The sequence below is a fragment of the Bartonella sp. CL436QHHD genome (assembly GCF_042195105.1).
GTDB lineage: Bacteria > Pseudomonadota > Alphaproteobacteria > Rhizobiales > Rhizobiaceae > Bartonella.
Genome location: NZ_JBHINR010000032.1, coordinates 348,788 through 372,833, shown reverse-complemented (window position 1 = coordinate 372,833; position 24,046 = coordinate 348,788). Strand labels below are relative to the sequence as shown.

Here is a 24,046-nt window from a genome sequence, read left to right as displayed (position 1 = left end):
TCCGCCTCTCAAACTTTTTGTCTTCCTCACCAAAACCATTAAATCAAACCCGCATTTCACGGTATTAGTTCTTAAGATCACGCCCCCCTACCGAGTATCTGACGGCATCCTTACCCTAGAAACTCAAATGGCTTGTTTATCCTTCAGCTCCAAAATCATGAGATAAGGCAGAAAAAAGCGATGCCTTAAACAAAATATTCTAAAGAAAGCTAAGTTACTCGCATAAAGGAACAGAAAATGGCTGTGTCTTAGGTCACATTTTAAAACTTGAGCACGATCATAATTTATTTGCATAAACCTAAACACCTATAATTTGCACCACCCTCTGCAAAACCAAAAGTGAGAAATACTCATAACCTCTTTTCCGAAAATCTTAAAAATACTAAACGAAACCTCTTAAACTTCTCAGCTATCTCGATACCAGTTCATTTTTTTTGGAAGAATGGAGGTTTAAGCTGTTTTTGGCATCAACCTTCTTTTTTGTTCTTTTGTTTGTTAGCAGATATACTTATTCACTTCCCCGCCTCTTTTTAAATTAAATCTTAAGAATCGTCGGGCAATATATTTCATTTGTCCTCCTCTTCACATCTCAGAAGACGAAGATTTTTAACAAAATTCAGTCTGCAAGCAATCTCATTCTAACGGGTTCCATTTAACTTCTCCTTAATAGGATTTACTTCCATAAGACTCGACAAGAAAGATTTAAAAATATTCATCGTGCATTCTCAAAACATTTAATGCCTCAAGAAGGCTTATATGCCTATCATATCTCACATGATGTGGTGCGCTATAAGAAACGTTCACCTCTAGTGGTACGCTCCACTTAATAAACAAAGCGTTTTCTAAAATAGAGCAGCAAATAATGCCAAACTTTTCCCATTCATGTTTCGCTTCATAAACGCTTCATCCAAGTGGAAAGCATCACGAACAAACATGACCCAATTGATAAAGCTTAATCGCGTGAAAGAGCGACAACAGGGTCAAGCCGTGAAGCTTGCCGCGCTGGAGAAAAGCCAAAACATATTCCAATGAGTGTTGAAAAAGTAAGAGACATAATGATCGATTCAATAGTATAAACCAAATGGATAGGCGCCTTAAACAGAAGAAATAAGCCACCGATAGAAAGCCCAAGCAAGATCCCCAAACCACCACCAATCACACAAACCAAAATCGCTTCAATGAGAAATTGCTGTAAAATATCACTTTGCCGTGCACCAACTGCCATACGCACGCCGATTTCATTGATCCGCTCAGAAACAGTGACCAACATAATATTCATCACCCCAATACCCCCCACAATCAGGGAAATAGCTGCAATTGAAGAAATTAAAAGTGTTAAAATATTTGTACTCTCCATAACACGTTCACGGAAGAATTCAGAATTTCTAATGAAAAAGTCCTCCCCACCATGCCGCATAATGAGAAAACGTTTTATCATGGTCTCCGCTAAATGTGAATCAATATCATCAGCAATTCTAACAGTAATTGCACGAACTTCTGTTGTGCCAAGAAAACGTGTCTGCACTGTTGTATAGGGCAAATAAAGCTGTAACGTATTTGATGTATCTCCACTTGCATTATTTTGCGAATCAACAACACCAATAATACGCGCTGGAACATTCCCCACATGCACCACCTTTCCAAGGGGGCTTTCATAGCTATGGGGGAAAAGAACAGACAATGCTTCTTTCTCGATCACGAGATCAACCGCCCGATCATGGACACTTTTTTGATCAAAAAACTGTCCTTTGAAAACTTTGAGCCCCTGTGTCTGAAAAAATTGTTCCCCCACCCCCGCAATGACGGCATTGACTTCAACTGCACCAAAACGCACTTTCGAGCTTGCTGAAATCTGTGGTGTTACACCAGAAACATAAGGTAATCCAGACAAGGCTTCTGCATCAGCTTCAACCAAACTGGTTATTTTTTCTGCTTGTGGATCAGAAAAACTTTTACCAGGAAAAATGGTTAATGTATTAGTACCCAAACTTTTAAAATTTTCCAGAATTTTCTCTCGTGTACCATTCCCTAAAGCCACCATAGCAATAATCGCCCCAATACCGATAATCACCCCAAGCATTGTTAGAAAAGTCCGCATGCGATGTGCATTCATTGCCAACAGAGCCATCACAAACGCCTCACGGAATCGCTCAAAAAAAGAACGAAAAAAGCCCAGTTTTTGTTGGCCTTTTAGATTTTGTTGTTCCTGAAGAGATTTTCTACCAACTTTTGTTTTTGCAACCCTTGACCGCTTATCAGCAATAATTTCCCCATCACTGATTTCGATAATACGCTCTGCTCTTTCAGCCACCTGCATATCATGGGTTACAATGATAATAGTACGCCCTTCTTGATGAAGTTCATCCAAAATATGCAATACTTCTTGCCCACTCTTTTTGTCCAATGCACCAGTTGGTTCATCTGCAAGAATGACCTCCGCATTATTCATGAGCGCCCGAGCAATAGAAACACGTTGTTGCTGACCACCGGAAAGCTGATTTGGACGATGATTTATCCGATCACCCATGCCCAAACGCGTTAAAAGATCCTGTGCACGCTTTTTTCTTGCTTCCACGGCACATCCCGCATAAATAGCCGGAATTTCAACATTACCAAGAGCTGTCAATTCATTCAACAAATGGTAGCGCTGAAAAATAAAACCAAAATGATTACGTCGTAAAGCCGACAATTCATCCGCAGAAAGAGAAGCTGTTTCTTTACCAGAGATCCAATAACGGCCAGAAGTTGGACGATCAAGACAGCCTAAAATATTCATCAAGGTAGATTTACCTGAACCGGAAGCACCTACAATTGCCACCATTTCACCACGTTTAATGGTAAGATTGATGTTTTTCAAAACGGTAACAAACGTTTCGCCCGCAGGAAATTTGCGCACAATATTTTCCAAGACGAAGACAGCATCTGCTTGATTTGTGCTCATGCTTTAACTCTCGTCTTCGCTATGCATGTTAGAAGACTCTGGCATCACTCCATCAGACGAACTGGTGATGACGACATCACCCTCGTTAAGTCCTGAAATAATCTCTGCCATAACCTTATTATTCAACCCAACACTCACCTGTTTAGTAACCACCTTATTTTCCCCCACCAAAACAGAAACCCATGCTTTACGCTCTCTTGTCTCATCGCGTAAAGCATCACTTGGAACCAACAAGACATTCTGCGCGCGCCCTAAGATAATATGAACTTGAGCAGTCATATAGGTTCGCAAAAAATTGTCCGCATTATCAACATGTAGAATTCCATTGTAATAGATAGCCGATGATATTAAAGCACTAGAACCACTCACCATACCAGGATTAATACTCACATCAGCACGAATTGCTTCAGGAGCCGGCTCTACTTTTTCTAAAACGCCTTCATAACGACGCTGTGAATTACCTAAAACTGTAAAATAAAGTGGTTGTCCAGCTCGGACTTTAAGAATATCTGCTTCTGAGATTTGCGCCTTGATCGTCATCTTTGATAAATCACCCAAAATAACAATTGTTGGCGCCGACTGAACCGCATTCACATTCTGCCCTTCTTCCACAACTGTTGCCAAAACCGTTCCCGCTGAAGGGGCAGTGATGCGTGTATAACCTAAATTAACCTCTGCACTCTCCACATCAATTTGTGCTTGCACAATCTGCTGACGAAGTTGTTCAATTTGCGCCTCGCGTATTTTCACCTGTGTCGCAGCCTCATCGAGGTTCGCCCGTGAAATCGCACGTGTTTCGATCATTTTTTTCTGACGCTCTAAATTTTTCTGTGCAAGAGAAAGATAGGCTTCTTGTTCTACCAAATTCGCATAATAATGCGATAATGCTGCTTTTTTTCTTTTTAAATCATTTTCCTGATCTGTAGGATCAATTTCTGCCAAGAGATCGCCTTCTTTCACAACACTCCCAGGGGAAACACGCATTGACACCACACGCCCTGTTGCACGCGCACCAACAGCCACCAACCGGTAAGGACGTACAAGACCAGAAGCTAAAACACTTTCCTCAATATCCCCACGCTTCACCACCGCTGTTATATAAGTTGGAGTAGATGTTCCAAAAAAAACAGAACGTAACCATAACAACAAGAGAATGAGAAATATAGCAGTTAAAAAGAAGGAAAGTTTTTTATGTTTTGTAATGAAATTTTTGAGTAAGTTTTTTTTCATTTCCCTACCTTTGCACGCGAACGAGGTGCATTATCAACGACTTCTGGACGCGATACATCAACAACGCCATCCCAGCCTCCCCCCAATGCTTTCATCAACGTGATATATTGCGTAACCAAAGAAACACGGCTATCTTTAAGCGCCATTTGTGCAGAATAATAAGAGCGATCAGCATTTAACAATTCAAGAAAACTAGTATTTCCATTCTCAAAAAGGCTCCGTGAAAGTTTTAAGGAATGAAGAGAAGCTTTATTCGCAACGATTAGCTTTTCTAAGCGTTGATGTTCCTTCGTTAATCTTACAAGCGCATTTTCTACATCTTCTAAAGCTTCCAACACAGCAGCTCGATAAGTAATAAAAGCTTGATCACGCTGCGCGCGCGCTACCGCAATAGAAGCCTCGACCTGACCTCCATTAAAAAGAGGAAAACGAAGACCAGGTCCAAAAGACCAGCCAATCGTTGAATTTTTCCATAATTGATCAATTGCCGTTGCTGCTGTTGAAATATTACCTGTTAAAGTAAGTGATGGATAACGATCTGCTTCACGTTGACCAATCCGTGCTGTCGCTTGCGCATATTGACGCTCTGCCCGTCGTAAATCCGGACGTGTTAACAAAATATCAGCTGGAATTCCTGCTGGTATCGGCCAGCGTGGTTGTGGAATCTTTGCATGCTTAGCATTTTTTTGTAAAAGATCCTTCAATGCCGTAGGCACACGACCAGTTAAGACAGAGAGGCGATGAACGCTCATTGCTACATTCGCTTCCATCTGTGATATATCTGCCTCTGTATTTGCCATTTGCGCTTGCGCATTTGAAACATCAAGCTCAGAGACATCACCAGCTGTTAATCTAGCGCGCATCAGTTCATAAGTTTTACGTTGTGAGACAGCAATTTGCCGCACAATAAACAACTTTTGTTGCCAACCACGCATTTGCACATAATTTGTTGCCACATCTCCTAGTAATGTCACCATGGTAGCACGCATATCTTCCACAGCCGCATCAAGGCCATAACGCGCTGCTTCAACCGCACGTTTATGCCCACCAAAAAAATCCAGCTCCCAGCTTGCATCAAAACCACTACTATACTGGTTTAACAATGCATCAGACTGTCCAGAACGACTACGGGTTCCTGAAATTGAATTGGACACATTTGGCAAAAGAGTTCCCACAACCTGCCCTAAACCTGCACGCGCCTCACGTACCCGAGCTTTGGCAACAGCAACATTATTATTTCCAGAAATAGCATAATCCATTAACGCATCTAGAACAGGGTCATTCAAATGCCGCCACCATCCGGCAAGCGCAACGGACTGCCCTGCAGTCTGTGCAGATTTTTCTCCCCAAACTGCTGGAACACGAAAAGATGTTTTCTGGTAATTAGGACCAACCATACATCCTGACAAAAGCAAACACAACAAGACACTAGAAAATAATCCACGAGAAGCGCCCCATTTGAGATTTCTGATATACATCCAGTCTCCCGCATTCTTTCAGAATCATTATTTAATATTAATACTTTATTTACCTCTTATTTCAAACTTGACGTGAAAAATCAAATACAGTTTGCACAGGAATATGATCTGAAGGACGTTCCCATCCGCGCGCATCACGAAAAATAGAAAGATCTACAACAAAAGGTGCTAAATCTTGAGAAGACCAAACATGATCAAGCCGCCGCCCATAATCGGTAAATGCCCAATCGCGAGCACGATAACTCCACCATGTGTAAAGCTTGGTAGGAACAGGAATATGCAACCGCATCAGATCAACCCATCCACCTTGACAACACAAATCCTGTAAACGCTCGGTTTCAATAGGAGTATGGCTTACAACCTTCAACAATTGCTGATGAGACCAAACATCCTCTGCCAAAGGAGCAATATTTAAATCTCCCACCAAAAGAGAAGAAAGACCATCGCCGTGATCCGCACGAATGGAAGACATTTCTTCTAAAAAATCAAGCTTATGACGAAATTTTTCATTCACATCAGCATCAGGGATATCTCCCCCAGCAGGAACATAAAAATTATGAATCCGCAAGCTTCTCCCATGGGCTTCCACAATAACTGAGATATACCGGCAATCTTGGTTTTGACAAAAAAAACGTTTTTCTACCTTTTTAAAAGGCAAACGAGAAACAATAGCCACCCCGTTATAAGATTTTTGTCCACTCAATGCGATATGCTTATAACCCGCTGCTTCAAAAGCCTCCACTGGAAATAAAGCATCTGGACATTTTGTTTCCTGTAGACACAAAACATCTGCGGAAAAGAGTTCCAAATACTGAAAAACCTGTGCAAGACGCAAACGAATAGAATTAATATTCCAAGTCGCAATACGAAAGAACATTTGTTTTAATCCAAATAACGTAACACTCTTTCTTCATTTCTTCGAAGGAAGCGTGAACATCCCATTAGCGAACCGGACGTCTGTCCGCACATTCATAACCTGCACAGTAGTTTCCAAATTTTGTTGGTCAACAATTGTCCACTGCCGCAAAGCAGAGCCTTTAGAATCAAAAACCATCCTTATTTGCCCTGCCCCAATCGTTTTATCACGCAGAACAATCGTCACAGCCCCTGGATCTTCGCGAAATGCCAACAAGCGCCCAGAAGATACATCAATTTTATCATCCAACAAAAACTTCATTGGCGTTTGCGAAAGTTGTGAAAAGTTCCAAGTATTCAAAGCCCGATTGTTAATACCCACAAATTGGCCATCTGCAATAATTTGTAAAGGCATTTTTTTGTAAATGAAACGAATTTTCCCTGGACGCTCTAAATAAAATGTCCCCTGAGACATTTTTCCCTTTGGACTAAACTGAATAAAATCACCTGTCATTGTTTTGATTGCCGCAAAGTGATTCACAACATTTTGCGCCTTTATCACTTTATTAGATACTTGCGAAAAAACAGGAAAAGTTAAACACCAAAAGATAATAATTCCCACCAACCCAAAGATTCTTCTTTGCGGTAAAAAAGACGTTTTCATAAAAAATGCTCCCAAGCAATACTTAATTAACTTTATAATTCATAACTTAAGTGATCAACGACGAATAAATACCTATCTTTATAAGATAAAGATATTGTTTGAAAAAAATATCAAAAGATTTTCAAAAGTATTCTTCTTCGACAGTCTCCAAAACTTTTTGCTTACCCATATCATTTACTGGACTAATGATGCCTTCTTCTTCCATCCTTTCAATCAATGTTGTAGCACAGTTATAACCAATGCCTAAACGACATTGAATATAAGAAGTCGAAGCCTTACGATCACGAAGCACAATAGCAACAGCTTGACAATAGGAATCATCTGCTAAAGAAACATCCTTCCTTTATTTCTTGCGATCTCTTTCGGTATCGTTTCCAAATAACCAGTCTGCGTTTATGTTTCCGAAATCATCAAATTTTCCTGCTTTTCTGCTGATTTTCTAAACGCATAATATATTCTTTCCCACCCCTAATCTATGAAGCAACATAAATTATAGTCAATACATAATGGATTAAGGACTAAACATATTACTCGCGAACCTGAAAGCTCTTTTAAGTGTCAAAAATGCTTTTTTGACTTCCTTCCCACCCAAAAGAATAAAAATCTCCATCCGAACCACTCTGTAAACAGTTTGGAGTTTAGCAAATTTCACTTAGCTTCCCACCCCATATAATTCATTTATATTAAGACTCGACAGATCAGCCTTGCCCTAAATATTTAGAGCGCACTTAAAAAGACACTTAAATACCAAACCTTACATGCTTTTACCCCCCTCTACACTCGCAATGACATTATTTTATACCAAGATATTGATTTATAATAATTTATCTTTTTAACTTAAATCATAACGCCAAATACAATAAGATTCTCTCATCACATACTCTCTCATATTGAATCAATTCAAATCATTTGCTTGCACGTTACAAGCAAGGTTGGTGTATGGATAAAAGTTATATAAGATAAAGAATCCCCTTATAAGGAGTCTCAAGTACCAAGGAGCTATCGCAAATTGAGAGCTGGGATATGAAAATGCAGACTTTCTACGATACAATAGGATAAACACTTGTTTTACAAGGTATTATAAAAAACAACTATAAATATTTTTCAAAAGCGTTCTTCTTCAGCCGGCACTAAAATTTCTCGTTTCCCTGCGTGATTTGCTGGACTAATAATACCTTCTTCTTCCATCCTCTCAATCAATGTCGCAGCGCGGTTATAACCAATGCCTAAACGGCGTTGAATATAAGAGGTTGAAGCCTTACGATCACGAAGCACAATAGCAACAGCTTGACTATAGGGATCATCTTCTGAAGGAGAAGACAAAGAAACATCAGCACCATCCTCTTCAACTTCTTGCGTAATTGTTTCTAAATAATCAGGTCGTGCTTGCTCTTTGAGATGCGCAACAACCTGCTCCACTTCATCATCCGCAACAAAAGGCCCATGCACACGCTGAATACGTCCTCCTCCCATCATAAAGAGCATATCTCCTTGTCCCAATAATTGCTCGGCCCCCTGTTCGCCTAAAATTGTTCGGCTATCAATTTTGGAACTCACAGAAAAAGAAATGCGTGTAGGAAAATTGGCTTTGATCGTCCCGGTAATAACATCGACGGAAGGACGCTGTGTCGCCATAATTACATGGATACCGGCAGCACGTGCCATTTGTGCTAAACGTTGAACCGCTCCTTCAATATCTTTCCCAGCAACCATCATCAAATCAGCCATTTCATCAATAATGACAACAATATAGGGCATAGGACTAAAATCAAGTGTTTCCGTTTCATAAAGAGGCTCACCGGTCTCGCGATCAAATCCAACTTGAATTGTCCGCACCATTGTCTCTCCCTGACTTGCAGCTTCCCTAAGACGTGCATTAAACCCATCAATATTACGAACGCCTAGTTTTGACATTTTACTATAGCGCTCTTCCATTTCACGAACAGCCCACTTTAAAGCAATCACGGCTTTTTTAGGATCTGTCACCACGGGTGTTAATAAATGGGGAATGCCATCATAAACCGAAAGCTCAAGCATTTTCGGGTCCACCATAATGAGACGACATTGTTCAGGTGTCATACGATAAAGCAATGATAAAATCATTGTATTGATAGCAACAGACTTTCCTGATCCTGTTGTACCAGCAACCAAAAGATGGGGCATTTTTGCTAAATCTGCAACAACAGCTTCTCCTCCGATTGTCTTACCCAAAGCAAGTCCTAGCTTTGCTTTGCTGTCAATAAATTCTTGCGCCTGCAACATTTCTCGTAAATAAACCATCTCACGCTTTGCATTAGGCAATTCTATTCCAATAACATTACGTCCTGGAACCACCGCAACACGCGCCGAAATCGCACGCATCGAGCGTGCAATATCATCTGCCAAACCAATGATACGGGAAGACTTAATACCTGCAGCCGGTTCAAATTCATACAAAGTTACTACCGGTCCAGGACAAGCATCTATAATTTTTCCTTTGACCCCAAAATCTAACAAAACCCCTTCAAGTTCCTGAGAATTTGCTCTTAAAACAGCAGGAGAAAGTTTTGCATCCCTAACAGACGGTGGTGGAACCGAAAGATAATCTACAAGAGGAAGAACAAAACCACCATTTGAAGAAGCTGTTAAAGACTTTCGATTTTTAACAGGAGAAACATAGGCTTTATTTTGATTTTTCTCACACTTTACTTTTTCACCCAAAAAAGTTGGCTCAATCCGATCAAATGGCTTTCCTTGCCCTTTACTCTGAAAACGCCTTTTGAAACAGAATAAACGAAAAAAACGCGCTTGTAAAAAATAAAAAAGATGCAAAAGAGCGCCACAAGTTGTCGCAAAAAAACCATGATTTTCACGATCCTCCTCTGCGGCATATTCCGTATCTTCTTCCAACTCAAAGACTGGATTAACGATTTCGTCTTTTGGAATGCTTTTTTCTTTTCTTTTCTTTGTTCGACGCCGCCATATCACATTACCAGCAAAAGCAGCGGTGAAAAAACCTAAAAGAATAAAAACAACACTGAAAAACACCGTGTAAGGAGGAGAAAGAAAAAGAGGAAAGACTGAAGAAGCAACACTTAAAACTTTATCTCCTAAAACCCCTCCCAATCCCATTGGCAATGGCCAATAAGTAAAAGAAGCAACAGGTGACATAAGGGCAAAAGCAATTAAAAAACAAATCGTTGATAGCACCCATAAAAAAAAGCGCAAAGTCAAATTGTAGATATTCTTTTGCGCCAACAAGAGAAAAGACCAAAATAACGGTGGCAACAAAACAGAAAGACTTGCCAAGCCAAAAAACTGCATAATAAAATCTGAAAAAATTGCCCCCATCCACCCCATAAGGTTTGTAACCTCATTTGTACTTGCATGGGTTAAAGATGGATCCGCAACATTCCACGTCGCCAAAGCAAACACACAAAAAATAATAAAGCCCAAAAGCCCAAGCCCAATAAATACCCCTATCTGACGTAAAAACATCTCAATAAGACGCGAACCTTGAGAATTTCGCACTTCTAATGAATCATAAGGAGAAGAACTTCGGTGCATCTATCAATTCCAAATACAAAAATTTCATATTTTAAAGAGTTATAACTCCCTCTCTCTCTTAAAAAAGCATGAAGCTTAAACTCTGTGCCGATTTGTAAACAAATAGCCTGTAAACAACCCGACTTCTTATCTAGCGCGTTCTACCTTCTAACCACTTCATATCATTCATATACCACCACCCTAAGAGACAATCCTTCATAAGGCGCACAAAAAGCTCTCCCTGAATATTTATCAAACGATCAACCAAAAAACACCTCATGTGTAAAGTGTTACATGGGTGCTATAGGCACCTTCCTAAACAGATGATGTTTTTTACGCTACATCATGATAACGGCAAAATATGAATACTGTTTTAACCATCACGAATGACCACAATTTTTTATCTACCATACTAACGAAATGTCCCCCTTCAGGACAGGTATACTGAAGTAACTCACACAACTTAAAAAATACACGACATCTTTGTTTATTTTTAGTTTTCTTTTTTATCAACCAAGTGTAAAAAGAATTGAAGAAGATATTCAAAAAAGCTTATCCGATAAATCTGTAAGATGAATCACATAAATGATTAAGCAGAAAAACTCTGAAAAACCAATCTGTCATCAGATTGGCGCCAAAAAGAAACCTCGTTTTTGTAAAGCAGAGAGAAAAGTAAAAGTTAAGATATTTTAGGCAATGTAAAAAGATATTCTTTTTAAAAGAAAGCAAACTATAAACAATGGAAGAAGTATTGTGTGTTCTAATCGCAATAAAGACGTACAACCCAATAAAAAAATTAAATCTCATAAAACTAAACAATGTGATCTGCTCATTGCAGGGGGGGCAGCTGTCGGTTTAACCCTAGCGATAGCACTCAAGCAAACAGCCCCTACTCTGAAAATAAAAATCGTTGATGCTGCTCCACAAGGAGATACCCCTGCTTCTAACATACGAACCATTGCCCTTGCTGCTGCTTCTATTCGTATGTTAAAACAATTACAATGTTGGGAACCTATAAAACCCTATGCGCAACCCATTCATTCAATGATCATCACAGATGCAAGCACTAGTGATCCTGTCAAACCCACCCTTTTAACCTTTGAAGGCGACATTACCCCCGGTGAGCCCTTTGCTGCTATGGTAGAGCATAGAGAACTCATCAACACTCTAAAAAAACGTGTCAAAGATCTCAATATCCCTGTTATTACAAACACGCGTGTCATTGATTTTCATCAAGAACACCAACATACAACCGTCACTTTAAATAATGAAGAGGTTTGGCAAACAAAATTGCTTATTGCAGCTGACGGAGCCCATTCGAAATTACGCCAAAAAGCTGGTCTGAAAAATTTTTCTCATCCCTATAAACAAACAGCAATCATCTGCACAGTTGAACATGAAAAACCCCATAATGGTCAAGCAATTCAACATTTTTTACCTGCCGGTCCTTTTGCTCTTCTCCCTCTCAAAGGCAACCGATCCGCCATTGTGTGGAATGAAGATCATAAAACTGCGCAATATTATCTCAAAGCTGATGCACTTATTTTTGAAACAGAACTCGAAAGACGCATTGGCCATCGGTTAGGCAAACTCTCTTGGGATGGCGAACGTCAAGCTTTTCCTTTGAGTCTTTCTTTAACACGTCAATGCGTTAAACCACGTTTTGCTCTCGTTGGCGATGCCGCCCATACCATCCACCCCATTGCAGGACAAGGACTCAATTTAGGATTACGCGATAGCGCTGCCCTCGCTGAAGTGATTATTGAAACAGCACGACTAGGTCTTGACATTGGCTCCCTCACGGCTTTAGAGCGCTATCAAAGCTGGAGACGTTTTGAAATTGTCCGTATGGCTTTAAGCAATGATTGGCTTAATAAACTCTTTTCTAATGATAGCCTTCTTTTACGGATGCTCCGCGATACCGGCCTTGGAATCATTAATCAAGCGCCAAAAATAAAAAAATACTTCATTCAAGAAGCTGCCGGACTCACTCCAAATGCCCCACGTCTTCTACACGGCTTCCCACTTTAAGAAAAAATTCATACTATTTTACAACCTTTGCCTTCCTCCTTCAAAGAACAAAAAATTCCTATCTCATCCAATCTGTTTACAAACCGGATTCCTGTCGAGTAATTTTTTCTTGACTTCCTCCTCCCATATTTCACTCAACATAAGACTCGACAAGCAAGCTACATTATGAGAATATTCACTACGCACTGAAAAAAACGTTTAATGTCTCAAAGAGGTTGTTGCTTTATATCACCACACTTTAAAAGAAGCCATTTCACGGCATAATAAAATAAACAAGACTTTTTAGCACACAACACTTTTATTTATAATAATAAGTTCATTGTTCTCATATTGAGTGAGAAATCTAAAGATCATAAAATACCCTTATTTCAAATCTCTCTACATGTTGAAGCAATCAAAATCATTCGCTTGCACATCACAAGCGAAAGTGTCGTATAAATAAAAACAATTAAACAAAGCGACAAAAGCCTCCCTCTCTCAAGAACTAAGGACTTTAGCAATATTGGAGGCGAGTAAAGTGTATAAGGACGCCGGCTTATACTTTTTATTGAAGTAAAAATGGTGGTGTACAATGAATTTTATATGATCATAGGGGCTTTTACGTTATACTATTCACGAGAAGCGCCATAAAATAAGCTTAGTTGCATTGAAAAATTTTTCTTTTAAAAAAGCGCGTAAATTAGAAACACAAATGCATTCCGTTTGGGGCATTCTGTTTCTCAGACAAACCCTTTAACTTATTGTGGAATACCACACAATTTTAGAAAAAATATTCCGATATATAACAAAGTGTTCCGCACTCTATACCATCACACACAATTGTAAACCTGCATACCCCCCCTATTTCACACCATAAAAGAAGATAAACCGCAATAGAAATGATCCAATCCTTTTATTTTCAAATACACTCTTTATTCATTATTCATAAACGCTCATAAATGAATTTTAATCACAAACGCTCAGAAATATGTCATAAATTCTATAAACCCCATAACAGCCATAGAAATTTTCCATTTTCTACACACTCACTCATCTCAACTAACGATAAATAAAGTAAATGCCTCATATATAATCTTACAGAAAAAAGCCCAAACAAAATCTATAACATCAGGCTTGTTCTACAGAACAGTATTTCAAAAATATAAGTATGCTAATTTATTAACATATTAATTGATAAAATTATCATTTTACATATTGAGTTAAAATCCCTATGCAATAAATTATTCTCATTTCGACCATTTTTGTAAATAATCAATAAAACTCTTTATTTACATAGACTAAAAAGAGCAACGTTAATGAAACGATAAAAAGAAGTAAAATACCCCCCTCTCTCAAATGCCAAAAGCAATTACAATATTTCAACCTGGCATCATCATTATGCTTGCCAGATTATGACAACAAGACCTTTGCATTTAAATAAATTGTTCACGCTCCCTATTGTTGTATTTGGTAACTCAATACTTCAATATATTTGTTCAGTATGTTTATACAATCAAATTACCCAAAAGAGCATACTTCTTGCATTTACATTCCTTAGTATTCCCTTATCTTGTAAATATCGCACACGTGTTACGTTACTTCGAGTTCATCAAGTGTATACCCATTCTCCAACCACTCTTTAATCCACTTAGGTCTACGTCCACGCCCATTCCATAATTCCCATTGGTTATTGGGATTTCTATAATGGCGCTCTTTGCTCACAAGATCAGCGATATCAATTCCATGGGCATTAGCAATTTCAAGAATTTTTCGTCGCGCATTTTGCTTTTCCTTTGCTTGCCGTTTTTTTAATTCCACATCGATTTGTGTACGCATCTCTTGTAGTTCATCAAAATTCATATTCTTGAGATCATTCACCTTAATTACTCCCCTTGCAAAAAAGAATTTCTTTTTGCCATATTTTAAACACAATTATAGACAATTTCTGTCCATTTATTATCGAAATTAAAATTACGATACATATATCACTTTGACGGAGATGTGCTTTGAGCCACAAAGAACTGTTTATTGGTATATCAACTACCACCACTGCATCTTTTTTCAGTTCAATTACTGGAACTACTAAATGCAGTGCTCAAACACCATCACACCTCTCTGACTCTCATGAATCAGTAGTCAAAAGTAAATATAAATCGTCACTCTATAAATTATGGCAATACGCAACAAAGAACAAGCCCTCTCTGTATAATGATAGTGTAGTTCATTATAACAGTAAAACCTCCCCTTACACACAACGGCTTTTTACTTCGTATAAATTTTTTTTGAAAAAATTTTTGCAACTAGAGAATTATATAAAACAAGCAGCTTCAATACAGTATCAAAGATTATTATTTTTTAAAAGCAGCGCCTTTTTTCGTGATTCCAATAATATTGGTTGGCGTAATGTGCTCTATTTTATTCAACACTTTTATCTTGTTGGTTGGATATTCGCATATATTAGAAATCTTCTTAGAAGAGAACAAAGCAATAATCACAAGGAATATTCTAAGCTAAACAATCTCATTCTGCAAATTTATAAAATCAAAAGACAACGAGAAAAAGCACCACAAAGAATTAGCATTTGTATTAATAAAATTCTTCGTAATAAGGTGTATTGCTAATGATTGTTCCAGATTTCACATTTTTTGCTGCTGCATGCATATCCAATACGCCCCCCATAGCATTTTCAGTTATCGCCAAACAAGAAGCGCGGGACAATGTCTATGTAACAGATGATAAAGATAACTTGTTCTATCAATCATCTCAGCTTAAGGAAACAATCGCAACAGCTGAACAGTTTAAACAGAATAAACATAATTTTAACATAATTTTAGGGCAAATTGATGTTGGAAATGTGAAATTGTTTTCTCTTTTTGATGTATTTGATTTTTGCAGAAATCTTACAGCTGCACAAAGTGCTTTAACTTACTGCTATGAACAAACAACATCAAAGTGCATCTTTGAAAAAGCGACTTTGCAGTCTGTGCTGAATTTTTACAATACAGAAAACTCAAACCACACCCGCATGCAAAAAGTTACTTCATATATTGGAGTAAAAACTGCTGTACGAGGAAATGAAGACTTGCAGGAGCCTGTAAAACTTAAAAAAGAAGAACCAGAACAGACAACTAAAGTAGATTCTCTTTCTCTCTCTTCAAAAGGAGAAGAAGATGCATTTACACATAAAGAAAGTAGCGCCCGCGATGCTTTTTCAGCTGAAGATTTTTCTTCATCGAGAAGATTGCTAGAGTGAGGACTGATATTTTCACGAAACTCCAGAAATTTGATAGGATATTATAATGAAAGGTAGATAAGAAAATGTTAAAGCTCTAATTAGTAAGATTGAACAAAATCTCTTCTAGTTGAGGGCAAAGATAATGAAAATGATAGAACAAAACAGCGTTGATATAGCATTTAGTCAAAAAGCAGCACGTGAGATTACAGTCGTGATGCTTTCAGAAAGAGAATGGTATTTCACGTTTATTTCCGACGATCCAATCACCGGAAAGCCAAATAAATATACGTTACTTACACAAAGAGGAAAACTAAGAACTTGGGCTGATCCAAAATATCTTTTTAAGTTTCTTCATGAACGAGGGGTCATTTGTGGGAGTTTTAATCTTAATCAGGATAAAGAACATGAAACAATTAAATATTCTTCACACAACAGCTCGTAATAAAATTGCTGCATTTTCTGCAGCTTTAACTGTGTTTTTTATGGGTAGTTCTGCTCATGCACAAGCCCAAGTACAAACTTTAACAAATGCATCGACAGCTCTAAAAGGGTTACAAGACGATATTCAAAAAATTATACCTATTGCTGCTGCTATTATACTATTATGCTTAGCAATTGGTTATGCAGGACGCTACATCGGAAAAGATACATTTGTGCGGTGGGCAATCGGTGTTGTCATCGCAGGTTCTGCAGCCCAACTTGTCTCACTGCTATTTAAAACAACGTAATAATGGTATTAATTATAAATTGTAAAATACAATATGTTTATTTATATAAAAATATTACCTAGATTTTAATAAGAGTGAAATATGCAAAAATTAACTAGTATTCAATTGAAAAGTAACAACAAAATCATCGCAATTTCTGCAGCTGTGACTGCGCTCTTTATGAATAATTCTGCTTACGCCGCCGACCCAACCGTTTTAACAAATGCATCGACAGCTCTAAAAGGGTTACAAGACGATATTCAAAAAATTATACCTATCGCTGCTGCCGTTATACTGTTGTGCTTAGCAATTGGTTATGCAGGGCGTTACATCGGAAAAGACACATTTGTACGGTGGGCAATCGGTGTTGTCATCGCAGGTTCAGCAACCCAACTTGTTACTCTGTTATTTAAAACAGCGTAATAATGGAATTAATTATAAATCGTAAATACAATATGTTTATTTATATAAAAATATTATCTAGATTTTAATAAGAGTGAAATATGCAAAAATTAACTAGTATTCAATCGAAAAGTAGCAACAAAATCATCGCAATTTCTGCTGCTATGACTGCGTTCTTTATGAATAGTTCTGCTTATGCCCAAGCAGCCGTTTTAAAAAATGCATCGAAAGCTCTAACAGATTTACAGGCAGATTTAAAAGTGATTATCCCTATCGCTGCTGCCGTTATACTTTTATGTTTAGCAATTGGCTATGCAGGGCGTTACATCGGAAAAGACACTTTTGTACGGTGGGCAATCGGTGTTGTCATCGCAGGTTCTGCAACCCAACTTGTTACTCTGCTATTTAAAACAACGTGATAATGGCATTAATTATAAATACAATATGTTTATTTATATAAAAAATATTATCTAGATTTTAATGAGAGTAAAATATGAAAAAATTAACTAGTATTCAATCGAAAAGTAACAACAAAATCATCGCAATTTCTGCAGTTATGACTGCATTCTTTATGAATAATTCTGCTTATACACAAGCCCAAGCACAAACTTTACAAAATGCGAAGACAGCTCTAACAGAGTTACAGAAAGACTTGAAAGCAATTATACCTATTGCTGCTGCCGTTATACTGTTGTGCTTAGCAATTGGTTATGCAGGACGCTACATCGGAAAAGACACTTTTGTACGGTGGGCAATCGGTGTTGTCATCGCAGGTTCTGCAGCCCAACTTGTTTCACTGCTATTTAAAACACAGTAATAATGGCATTAATTATAAATCGTAAAATACAATATGTTATATAGCATTTTAATAAGAGTAAAATATGCAAAAATTAATTAGTATTCAATCGAAAAGTAACAACAAAATCATCGCATTTTCTGCAGCTGTGACTGCATTATTTATGGATAGTTCTGCTTACGCCACCAAAGCGAGCGTTTTAACAAATGCACAAAGCGCTTTAGAAGGTTTACAAGGCGATATTCAAAAAATTATACCTATTGCTGCTGCTATTATACTATTATGCTTAGCAATTGGTTATGCAGGACGCTACATCGGAAAAGATACATTTGTGCGGTGGGCAATCGGTGTTGTCATCGCAGGTTCTGCAGCCCAACTTGTCTCACTGCTATTTAAAACAACGTAATAATGGTATTAATTATAAATTGTAAAATACAATATGTTTATTTATATAAAAATATTACCTAGATTTTAATAAGAGTGAAATATGCAAAAATTAACTAGTATTCAATTGAAAAGTAACAACAAAATCATCGCAATTTCTGCAGCTGTGACTGCGCTCTTTATGAATAATTCTGCTTACGCCGCCGACCCAACCGTTTTAACAAATGCATCGACAGCTCTAAAAGGGTTACAAGACGATATTCAAAAAATTATACCTATCGCTGCTGCCGTTATACTGTTGTGCTTAGCAATTGGTTATGCAGGGCGTTACATCGGAAAAGACACATTTGTACGGTGGGCAATCGGTGTTGTCATCGCAGGTTCAGCAACCCAACTTGTTACTCTGTNGTTCTGCAGCCCAACTTGTCTCACTGCTATTTAAAACAACGTAATAATGGTATTAATTATAAATTGTAAAATACAATATGTTATATAGCATTTTAATAAGAGTAAAATATGAAAAAATTAACTAGTATTCAATCGAAAAGTAACAACAAAATCATCGCATTTTCTGCAGCTGTGACTGCGCTCTTTATGAATAATTCTGCTTACGCCACCAATGCAAAGACTTTAACAAATGCGCAGAACGCTCTAAAAGAGTTACAAGACGATATTCAAAAAATTATACCTATCGCTGCTGCCGTTATACTTTTATGCCTAGCAATTGGTTATGCAGGACGCTATATCGGAAAAGACACATTTGTACGGTGGGCAATCGGTGTTGTCATCGCAGGTTCTGCAGCCCAACTTGTTTCACTGCTATTTAAAACACAGTAATAATGGCATTAATTACAAATAATACAACGCGATACGTTTATACGATAGGTAGTCAGTATTATTGTTGTGCCCTCTACAACAAAACTGACTACAATACTATTGAAAGGTAATTCATGAATCAGTATAATACGTAATGTTTTTAACATCCATCGATTATAGGTGTGTGCCAGTAATAATGTAGTCATACTGAAAAAAGGAATATTATTTATAGCAACTTTAATTAAAAGGGGATAAAGGATATGAAACAATCAAATACGTTGCAAGCGAAGACGTACAACAGGATTAATGTTATTATTATCACTTCAATGATATTATTAATAACGCAATCTGCATATGCTCAGACGGAAACAGAGAGCTTGGATGCCTTCATAGGAATGCAATATGGATTAAGTATATTTATTCCTATCGTCGCTATCATTATTCTTTTATTACTTTTGCTTATTTATATATTTCGCATCATCGCAAGAGCTACATTTATGCGATGGGCATTCAGTGTCATTATTGCTGGTGCAGCCTTTTATATTAGCCACATATTATTTTACCTCCACTAACAAGAGCACCCCATGAAATCGCAAGAAAAAAAAGAATTCCCCCTATTCAAGGGAGCAACACGTGTTCCAACGATATGGGGTGTCCCCATGATGCCATTTATCGTTATGGTTATGGGGGTCGCTGTTATTGCCATGACAGTAAGTATCTTTTTGTGGATTATGGCACCTCCATTATGGTTCATTATGGTGCAAATTACTAAAAACGATGATAAGGCGTTTCGTATTTGGTGGTTATGGATAGATACTAAGTTTCGCAATCGCAATAAAGGTTTTTGGGGCGCATCAAGTTATAGTCCCTCTGATTATAGTAAAAGGAGATAAACATGACAGCTGTTGAAAGCAGCAAACGCCTTGCATCAGAGACACCTGTAAGCCTGTTTCTGCCTTATTCACATCATATTACAGATACGATTATTTCTACTAAAAATGCGGAATATTTGTCAATTTGGAAAATTGATGGGCGTTCGCATCAAAGCGCTTCAGAAGAAGATATTTTTCAATGGATAAAAGAGCTTAACAATACTCTACGGGGTCTTGCATCAGCCAATTTATCATTTTGGACGCATATTGTGCGCCGTCGTGTTTATGAATATCCCGATTCAACATTTGATCAAATGTTTTGCTATCAACTTGATGAAAAATATCGGCAAAGCTTTACTGGTTATAATTTGATGGTCAATGATTTATATCTGACTGTCATTTTTCAACCGATAGCGGATAAAATTATGTCGTTCTTTTCTCAACATGAACGTGAAACGCTTGATCAAAAAAAGATGCGACAAGACACATGTATCAAAGAACTCAATGACATCAACCGTACTTTAGGCCAATCTTTAAACCGTTACGGTGCAGAACTTCTTGGTGCTTATGAAAAAAATGGGCATGTTTATTCTTCTGCACTTGAATTCCTTGGAATGCTTGTCAATGGTGAATATCGCCCTATGCCAATTTGCCATGACCGTTTTTCCGACTATATGTCTATCAATCGACCTTTTTTCTCAAAATGGGGTGCTCTTGGTGAACTGCGAACAACCAGTGGAATGCGTCGATTTGGAATGCTGGAAATTAAAGAATATGATGCAACAACCAAACCAGGACAATTAAATGTTTTGTTGGAAAGTGACTTCGAGTTCGTATTGACGCAGAGCTTTTCAGTACTCTCTCGACATGCTGCTAAAGACTATTTACAACGGCATCAGCGTAATCTTATTGATGCACGAGATGTGGCAACGAGCCAAATTGAACAAATTGACGAAGCACTAAACCAGCTTATCAGTGGACATTTTGTCATGGGAGAACATCACTGCACATTGACTATCTATGGTGATACAATTCAACAAGTACGCGACCATATGTCCAAAGCGAGTGCAGCATTACTAGACGTTGCGGTACTGCCCAAACCTGTAGACTTAGCGATAGAAGCTGGCTATTGGGCACAACTTCCTGGCAATTGGAAATGGAGACCACGTCCTGCTCCGATTACATCATTGAACTTTTTATCATTTTCATCTTTTCATAATTTTATGTCAGGAAAACCCACTGGCAACCCATGGGGACCAGCCGTCACAATTCTTAAAACAACCAGTAAAACACCGCTTTATTTCAATTTTCATGCCTCCAAACTTGAAGAGGACTCGACAGATAAACGTTTACTTGGTAATACCGCACTTATCGGACAATCTGGTTCCGGTAAAACCGTGTTACTCGGCTTTTTGTTAGCACAAGCACAAAAATTTAAGCCGACAACTGTTGTTTTTGATAAAGATCGTGGCATGGAAATTGCCATTCGGGCTATGGGTGGAAAATATTTAACATTCAAGCCAGGCAGGAGAAGTGGTTTCAATCCTTTCCAACTCCCACCCACACAAGAAAATCTTATTTTTCTGAAACAATTTGTTAAAAAATTGGCAGAAGCTGGTGGTGAGGTCACGCATCACGACGAGGAAGAAATTAACAAAGCGGTTATGTCTGTTATGAGCAGTAACATTGACCAATCACTCCGTCGTTTGTCCTTTCTGGTACAATTTTTACCAAATCCGCGTTTAAGTGATTATAATGCTCATCCTTCTGTTCATGCTCGCTTACTAAAATGGTGTGAAGGTGGTGATTATGGATGGTTATTTGATAATCCCCATGATGCTCTTGATCTCTCAACACATCAAATTTACGGCTTTGATATCACGGAATTTTTAGATAATTTTGAAACTCGCACTCCAGTGATGATGTATTTGCTTTACCGCACAGAAGGCATGATTAGCGGACAGCGATTTATGTATATCTTTGATGAGTTTTGGAAGCCTTTGCAAGATCCCTACTTTGAAGATTTAGCGAAAAATAAACAAAAGACTATCCGTAAACAAAATGGTATTTTTGTTTATGCAACACAAGAGCCTAGCGATGCCTTGGAAAGTAATATTGCCAAAACACTCATTCAACAGTGTGCAACTTACATTTTTCTAGCCAACCCCAAAGCAAACTATGAAGATTATACAAAAGGCTTTAAACTAACAGATAGCGAATTTGAACTCGTTAAAGGACTTGGTGAGTTTAGTCGCCAATTCCTCATTAAGCAGGGCGATCAATCTGCGCTTGCAGAACTGAATCTTGGTAAATTCCATCTGACACGCGATGGAAGAACCATCGAACACGACTTTAGTGACGAGCTCTTGGTGTTATCAGGTACACCTGATAACGCAGAATTAGCCGAAAGCATTATCGCGGAAGTTGGTGATGATCCAGCAATATGGTTGCCAATTTTCTTACAGCACGCAAAAAATGACAGGAGGGAAACATGAAAAAAAAGGTCATTTCAATAGTAGTTGTAATAACTTTAGGGATTCCAAACCCAGCAATGGCTTGGGTTTGGGGCGCTGGAGTAGCGGATTTGTCGGCATCAATTCCAACGACGTGGCCCAATTTTTTTGGGAGTTCAAAAACATCAAAGAAAACACCTCCACAACAAAAGAAAGCGCCACCTGATGCCCAACTTCTCGATATGCTAAAAAAACAACTTGAGGAAACAAAAAAGATACACGAATCTATAACGGGAAACCAAAAGTTCGACACTAAAAAACTTAAAAGTGCACAAACAGATCACAGCAGTTTTTTTCTCAAAAATCCAGAAACGCTCTACAATAGAAATGAATCTTCAGCGCTATCTACATCACTTAAAAAGATTTTAAAAGAAGAAGAAATTCCTATTTCTATCCATGAATCTAGCAGTTTTATCAACGATCGTATTCAATATGCAGCCATCACTGATAAAGCCATAAGTTTAAAGACTTTTGAAGAAGCAAACTATCGTTTTCAGCAAATTGAAGAACTATTAAATGAAATCAAGACAACAAAAGATCTAAAAAGTATTGCTGAGTTACAAGCATATATAATTGGAATGCTCGCTAAGCTACAAAATGAAACAGCAAAACTACAAATGGTCGCACATTTACGCAACGCTGAACATGCACTTATCAAACAGCAGAAGGACAAACATAACATAAAAATTTTAAATAGTAAAAACACGAAAATGCCTACCATAAGATTTATTAGATAAAGCTTTTTGTAACAATATTTCGTTGTATTATTTTTCTTGTATGCTCGAAAAAAGAAAAAGTTAATGTATAATATTCAGTCCTTTCTCATAGACTGAAAAGGTCTATGAAATTTAATTCCATCCTAAAAAAATCAACGAAAAATGCTTAAAAATCATATAAAAAGTTGAAAATTCANAACTAGTATTCAATCGAAAAGTAGCAACAAAATCATCGCAATTTCTGCTGCTATGACTGCGTTCTTTATGAATAGTTCTGCTTATGCCCAAGCAGCCGTTTTAAAAAATGCATCGAAAGCTCTAACAGATTTACAGGCAGATTTAAAAGTGATTATCCCTATCGCTGCTGCCGTTATACTTTTATGTTTAGCAATTGGTTATGCAGGGCGTTACATCGGAAAAGACACTTTTGTACGGTGGGCAATCGGTGTTGTCATCGCAGGTTCAGCAACCCAACTTGTTACTCTGTTATTTAAAACAGCGTAATAATGGAATTAATTATAAATCGTAAATACAATATGTTTATTTATATAAAAATATTATCTAGATTTTAATAAGAGTGAAATATGCAAAAATTAACTAGTATTCAATCGAAAAGTAGCAACAAAATCATCGCAATTTCTGCTGCTATGACTGCGTTCTTTATGAATAGTTCTGCTCATGCACAAGCCAAACCATCCGTTTTAACAAATGCATCGGACGTTCTAACAGCTTTACAGGCAGATTTAAAAGTGATTATCCCTATCGCTGCTGCCGTTATACTTTTATGTTTAGCAATTGGCTATGCAGGGCGTTACATCGGAAAAGACACTTTTGTACGGTGGGCAATCGGTGTTGTCATCGCAGGTTCAGCAACCCAACTTGTTACTCTGCTATTTAAAACA

General features: G+C 37.8%; 24 protein-coding genes and 1 pseudogene. 17 read left to right on the top strand and 8 right to left on the bottom strand.

The window, feature by feature from the left end:
• Positions 1-952 precede the first annotated feature (952 nt).
• The 7 genes and pseudogenes from ACFIKN_RS05410 to ACFIKN_RS05380 all read right to left on the bottom strand — a co-directional run bounded on the left by ACFIKN_RS05410 (position 953) and on the right by ACFIKN_RS05380 (position 10,714).
• On the bottom strand, positions 953-2,941 hold the full coding sequence (locus ACFIKN_RS05410) for a MacB family efflux pump subunit (protein WP_273790526.1): 1,989 nt from the start codon (positions 2,939-2,941) through the stop codon (positions 953-955).
• A 3-nt stretch (positions 2,942-2,944) separates the two neighbouring features.
• The gene (locus tag ACFIKN_RS05405) at positions 2,945-4,171 is read right to left on the bottom strand and encodes an efflux RND transporter periplasmic adaptor subunit (protein ID WP_273790527.1); all 1,227 of its coding nucleotides are present in this window, start codon (positions 4,169-4,171) and stop codon (positions 2,945-2,947) included.
• On the bottom strand, positions 4,168-5,649 hold the full coding sequence (locus tag ACFIKN_RS05400; RefSeq protein ID WP_273790528.1) for an efflux transporter outer membrane subunit: 1,482 nt from the start codon (positions 5,647-5,649) through the stop codon (positions 4,168-4,170). Before ACFIKN_RS05400 ends, ACFIKN_RS05405 begins: the two co-directional genes overlap by 4 nt.
• Before the next feature lie 61 nt (positions 5,650-5,710).
• Positions 5,711-6,526 (bottom strand): exodeoxyribonuclease III, encoded by an 816-nt coding sequence (locus ACFIKN_RS05395; protein WP_273790529.1) that lies wholly within the window; start codon positions 6,524-6,526, stop codon positions 5,711-5,713.
• Between the two features lie 33 nt (positions 6,527-6,559).
• Positions 6,560-7,168, bottom strand: coding sequence for an outer-membrane lipoprotein carrier protein LolA (locus ACFIKN_RS05390; RefSeq protein ID WP_273790530.1), 609 nt, complete (start codon positions 7,166-7,168; stop codon positions 6,560-6,562).
• A 121-nt stretch (positions 7,169-7,289) separates the two neighbouring features.
• A pseudogene (locus ACFIKN_RS05385) lies at positions 7,290-7,549 on the bottom strand (DNA translocase FtsK); the annotation flags it as partial.
• 723 nt (positions 7,550-8,272) lie between these two features.
• On the bottom strand, positions 8,273-10,714 hold the full coding sequence (locus ACFIKN_RS05380; RefSeq protein WP_375643239.1) for a DNA translocase FtsK 4TM domain-containing protein: 2,442 nt from the start codon (positions 10,712-10,714) through the stop codon (positions 8,273-8,275).
• Positions 10,715-11,446: 732 nt separating this feature from the next.
• Between ACFIKN_RS05380 and ACFIKN_RS05375 the strand changes: the two genes are divergently transcribed.
• The gene (locus tag ACFIKN_RS05375; RefSeq protein ID WP_375658026.1) at positions 11,447-12,724 is read left to right on the top strand and encodes a ubiquinone biosynthesis hydroxylase; all 1,278 of its coding nucleotides are present in this window, start codon (positions 11,447-11,449) and stop codon (positions 12,722-12,724) included.
• Between the two features lie 1,569 nt (positions 12,725-14,293).
• Here ACFIKN_RS05375 and ACFIKN_RS05370 read toward each other — a convergent pair.
• Positions 14,294-14,581, bottom strand: coding sequence for an H-NS family nucleoid-associated regulatory protein (locus ACFIKN_RS05370; RefSeq protein ID WP_015857007.1), 288 nt, complete (start codon positions 14,579-14,581; stop codon positions 14,294-14,296).
• A 128-nt stretch (positions 14,582-14,709) separates the two neighbouring features.
• On the opposite strand from ACFIKN_RS05370, the gene ACFIKN_RS05365 reads away from it, so the two are divergent.
• The 16 genes from ACFIKN_RS05365 to trwL (ACFIKN_RS05290) all read left to right on the top strand — a co-directional run.
• Entirely contained in the window at positions 14,710-15,324 is a 615-nt protein-coding gene (locus ACFIKN_RS05365) for a hypothetical protein (RefSeq protein ID WP_375643237.1), read from the top strand.
• Positions 15,324-15,956 (top strand): TrwN protein, encoded by a 633-nt coding sequence (locus ACFIKN_RS05360; protein WP_375658025.1) that lies wholly within the window; start codon positions 15,324-15,326, stop codon positions 15,954-15,956. The genes ACFIKN_RS05365 and ACFIKN_RS05360 overlap by 1 nt, the downstream gene beginning before the upstream one ends.
• A gap of 124 nt (positions 15,957-16,080) precedes the next feature.
• On the top strand, positions 16,081-16,380 hold the full coding sequence (gene korA / locus ACFIKN_RS05355) for a KorA family transcriptional regulator (RefSeq protein WP_015857010.1): 300 nt from the start codon (positions 16,081-16,083) through the stop codon (positions 16,378-16,380).
• On the top strand, positions 16,343-16,666 hold the full coding sequence (gene trwL, locus ACFIKN_RS05350) for a VirB2 family type IV secretion system major pilin TrwL (RefSeq protein WP_375658024.1): 324 nt from the start codon (positions 16,343-16,345) through the stop codon (positions 16,664-16,666). The genes korA and trwL (ACFIKN_RS05350) overlap by 38 nt, the downstream gene beginning before the upstream one ends.
• Before the next feature lie 81 nt (positions 16,667-16,747).
• Entirely contained in the window at positions 16,748-17,068 is a 321-nt protein-coding gene (trwL, locus tag ACFIKN_RS05345; RefSeq protein ID WP_375658023.1) for a VirB2 family type IV secretion system major pilin TrwL, read from the top strand.
• Positions 17,069-17,148: 80 nt separating this feature from the next.
• Complete coding sequence (gene trwL, locus ACFIKN_RS05340) at positions 17,149-17,466, top strand: VirB2 family type IV secretion system major pilin TrwL (protein ID WP_375658022.1); 318 nt, start codon at positions 17,149-17,151, stop codon at positions 17,464-17,466.
• A 74-nt stretch (positions 17,467-17,540) separates the two neighbouring features.
• Positions 17,541-17,864 carry a VirB2 family type IV secretion system major pilin TrwL gene (gene trwL / locus ACFIKN_RS05335; protein ID WP_375658021.1) on the top strand — a complete coding sequence of 108 codons (324 nt, stop codon included), beginning with the start codon at positions 17,541-17,543 and terminating at the stop codon, positions 17,862-17,864.
• Between the two features lie 64 nt (positions 17,865-17,928).
• Positions 17,929-18,249, top strand: coding sequence for a VirB2 family type IV secretion system major pilin TrwL (gene trwL / locus ACFIKN_RS05330; RefSeq protein WP_375658020.1), 321 nt, complete (start codon positions 17,929-17,931; stop codon positions 18,247-18,249).
• A gap of 81 nt (positions 18,250-18,330) precedes the next feature.
• Positions 18,331-18,669: a VirB2 family type IV secretion system major pilin TrwL gene (trwL, locus tag ACFIKN_RS05325; protein ID WP_375658019.1), complete on the top strand. Its 339-nt coding sequence runs from the start codon at positions 18,331-18,333 to the stop codon at positions 18,667-18,669.
• Between the two features lie 74 nt (positions 18,670-18,743).
• Positions 18,744-19,064, top strand: a complete 321-nt coding sequence (trwL, locus tag ACFIKN_RS05320; RefSeq protein ID WP_375658018.1) for a VirB2 family type IV secretion system major pilin TrwL — start codon at positions 18,744-18,746, stop codon at positions 19,062-19,064.
• A 239-nt stretch (positions 19,065-19,303) separates the two neighbouring features.
• On the top strand, positions 19,304-19,615 hold the full coding sequence (locus tag ACFIKN_RS05315; RefSeq protein ID WP_375658017.1) for a conjugal transfer protein: 312 nt from the start codon (positions 19,304-19,306) through the stop codon (positions 19,613-19,615).
• A 12-nt stretch (positions 19,616-19,627) separates the two neighbouring features.
• A complete protein-coding gene (locus tag ACFIKN_RS05310) occupies positions 19,628-19,936 on the top strand; it encodes a type IV secretion system protein VirB3 (protein ID WP_175869113.1) in 309 nt (102 codons plus the stop codon).
• Between the two features lie 2 nt (positions 19,937-19,938).
• Positions 19,939-22,410 carry a VirB4 family type IV secretion/conjugal transfer ATPase gene (locus ACFIKN_RS05305; RefSeq protein WP_375658016.1) on the top strand — a complete coding sequence of 824 codons (2,472 nt, stop codon included), beginning with the start codon at positions 19,939-19,941 and terminating at the stop codon, positions 22,408-22,410.
• Complete coding sequence (locus tag ACFIKN_RS05300) at positions 22,407-23,165, top strand: type IV secretion system protein (RefSeq protein WP_375658015.1); 759 nt, start codon at positions 22,407-22,409, stop codon at positions 23,163-23,165. Before ACFIKN_RS05305 ends, ACFIKN_RS05300 begins: the two co-directional genes overlap by 4 nt.
• Positions 23,166-23,348: 183 nt before the next feature.
• On the top strand, positions 23,349-23,648 hold the full coding sequence (gene trwL / locus ACFIKN_RS05295) for a VirB2 family type IV secretion system major pilin TrwL (protein WP_375658050.1): 300 nt from the start codon (positions 23,349-23,351) through the stop codon (positions 23,646-23,648).
• A gap of 80 nt (positions 23,649-23,728) precedes the next feature.
• Positions 23,729-24,046, top strand: a 318-nt coding sequence (gene trwL / locus ACFIKN_RS05290) for a VirB2 family type IV secretion system major pilin TrwL (protein WP_375658014.1), incomplete at its 3' end; no start/stop codon positions are given.

What these genes read in the sequence shown, in the direction of transcription:
- korA (WP_015857010.1), top strand. Translation starts at nt 16,081, where the DNA reads ATGAAAATGATAGAACAAAACAGCGTTGATATAGCATTTAGTCAAAAA.
- trwL (WP_375658022.1), top strand. Translation starts at nt 17,149, where the DNA reads ATGCAAAAATTAACTAGTATTCAATCGAAAAGTAGCAACAAAATCATC.
- ACFIKN_RS05410 (WP_273790526.1), bottom strand. Translation starts at nt 2,941, where the DNA reads ATGAGCACAAATCAAGCAGATGCTGTCTTCGTCTTGGAAAATATTGTG.
- trwL (WP_375658021.1), top strand. Translation starts at nt 17,541, where the DNA reads ATGAAAAAATTAACTAGTATTCAATCGAAAAGTAACAACAAAATCATC.
- ACFIKN_RS05360 (WP_375658025.1), top strand. Translation starts at nt 15,324, where the DNA reads ATGATTGTTCCAGATTTCACATTTTTTGCTGCTGCATGCATATCCAAT.
- ACFIKN_RS05390 (WP_273790530.1), bottom strand. Translation starts at nt 7,168, where the DNA reads ATGAAAACGTCTTTTTTACCGCAAAGAAGAATCTTTGGGTTGGTGGGA.
- ACFIKN_RS05405 (WP_273790527.1), bottom strand. Translation starts at nt 4,171, where the DNA reads ATGAAAAAAAACTTACTCAAAAATTTCATTACAAAACATAAAAAACTT.
- ACFIKN_RS05315 (WP_375658017.1), top strand. Translation starts at nt 19,304, where the DNA reads ATGAAACAATCAAATACGTTGCAAGCGAAGACGTACAACAGGATTAAT.
- trwL (WP_375658020.1), top strand. Translation starts at nt 17,929, where the DNA reads ATGCAAAAATTAATTAGTATTCAATCGAAAAGTAACAACAAAATCATC.
- ACFIKN_RS05310 (WP_175869113.1), top strand. Translation starts at nt 19,628, where the DNA reads ATGAAATCGCAAGAAAAAAAAGAATTCCCCCTATTCAAGGGAGCAACA.
- trwL (WP_375658018.1), top strand. Translation starts at nt 18,744, where the DNA reads ATGAAAAAATTAACTAGTATTCAATCGAAAAGTAACAACAAAATCATC.
- trwL (WP_375658023.1), top strand. Translation starts at nt 16,748, where the DNA reads ATGCAAAAATTAACTAGTATTCAATTGAAAAGTAACAACAAAATCATC.
- ACFIKN_RS05395 (WP_273790529.1), bottom strand. Translation starts at nt 6,526, where the DNA reads ATGTTCTTTCGTATTGCGACTTGGAATATTAATTCTATTCGTTTGCGT.
- ACFIKN_RS05305 (WP_375658016.1), top strand. Translation starts at nt 19,939, where the DNA reads ATGACAGCTGTTGAAAGCAGCAAACGCCTTGCATCAGAGACACCTGTA.
- ACFIKN_RS05300 (WP_375658015.1), top strand. Translation starts at nt 22,407, where the DNA reads ATGAAAAAAAAGGTCATTTCAATAGTAGTTGTAATAACTTTAGGGATT.
- ACFIKN_RS05380 (WP_375643239.1), bottom strand. Translation starts at nt 10,714, where the DNA reads ATGCACCGAAGTTCTTCTCCTTATGATTCATTAGAAGTGCGAAATTCT.
- ACFIKN_RS05400 (WP_273790528.1), bottom strand. Translation starts at nt 5,649, where the DNA reads ATGTATATCAGAAATCTCAAATGGGGCGCTTCTCGTGGATTATTTTCT.
- trwL (WP_375658024.1), top strand. Translation starts at nt 16,343, where the DNA reads ATGAAACAATTAAATATTCTTCACACAACAGCTCGTAATAAAATTGCT.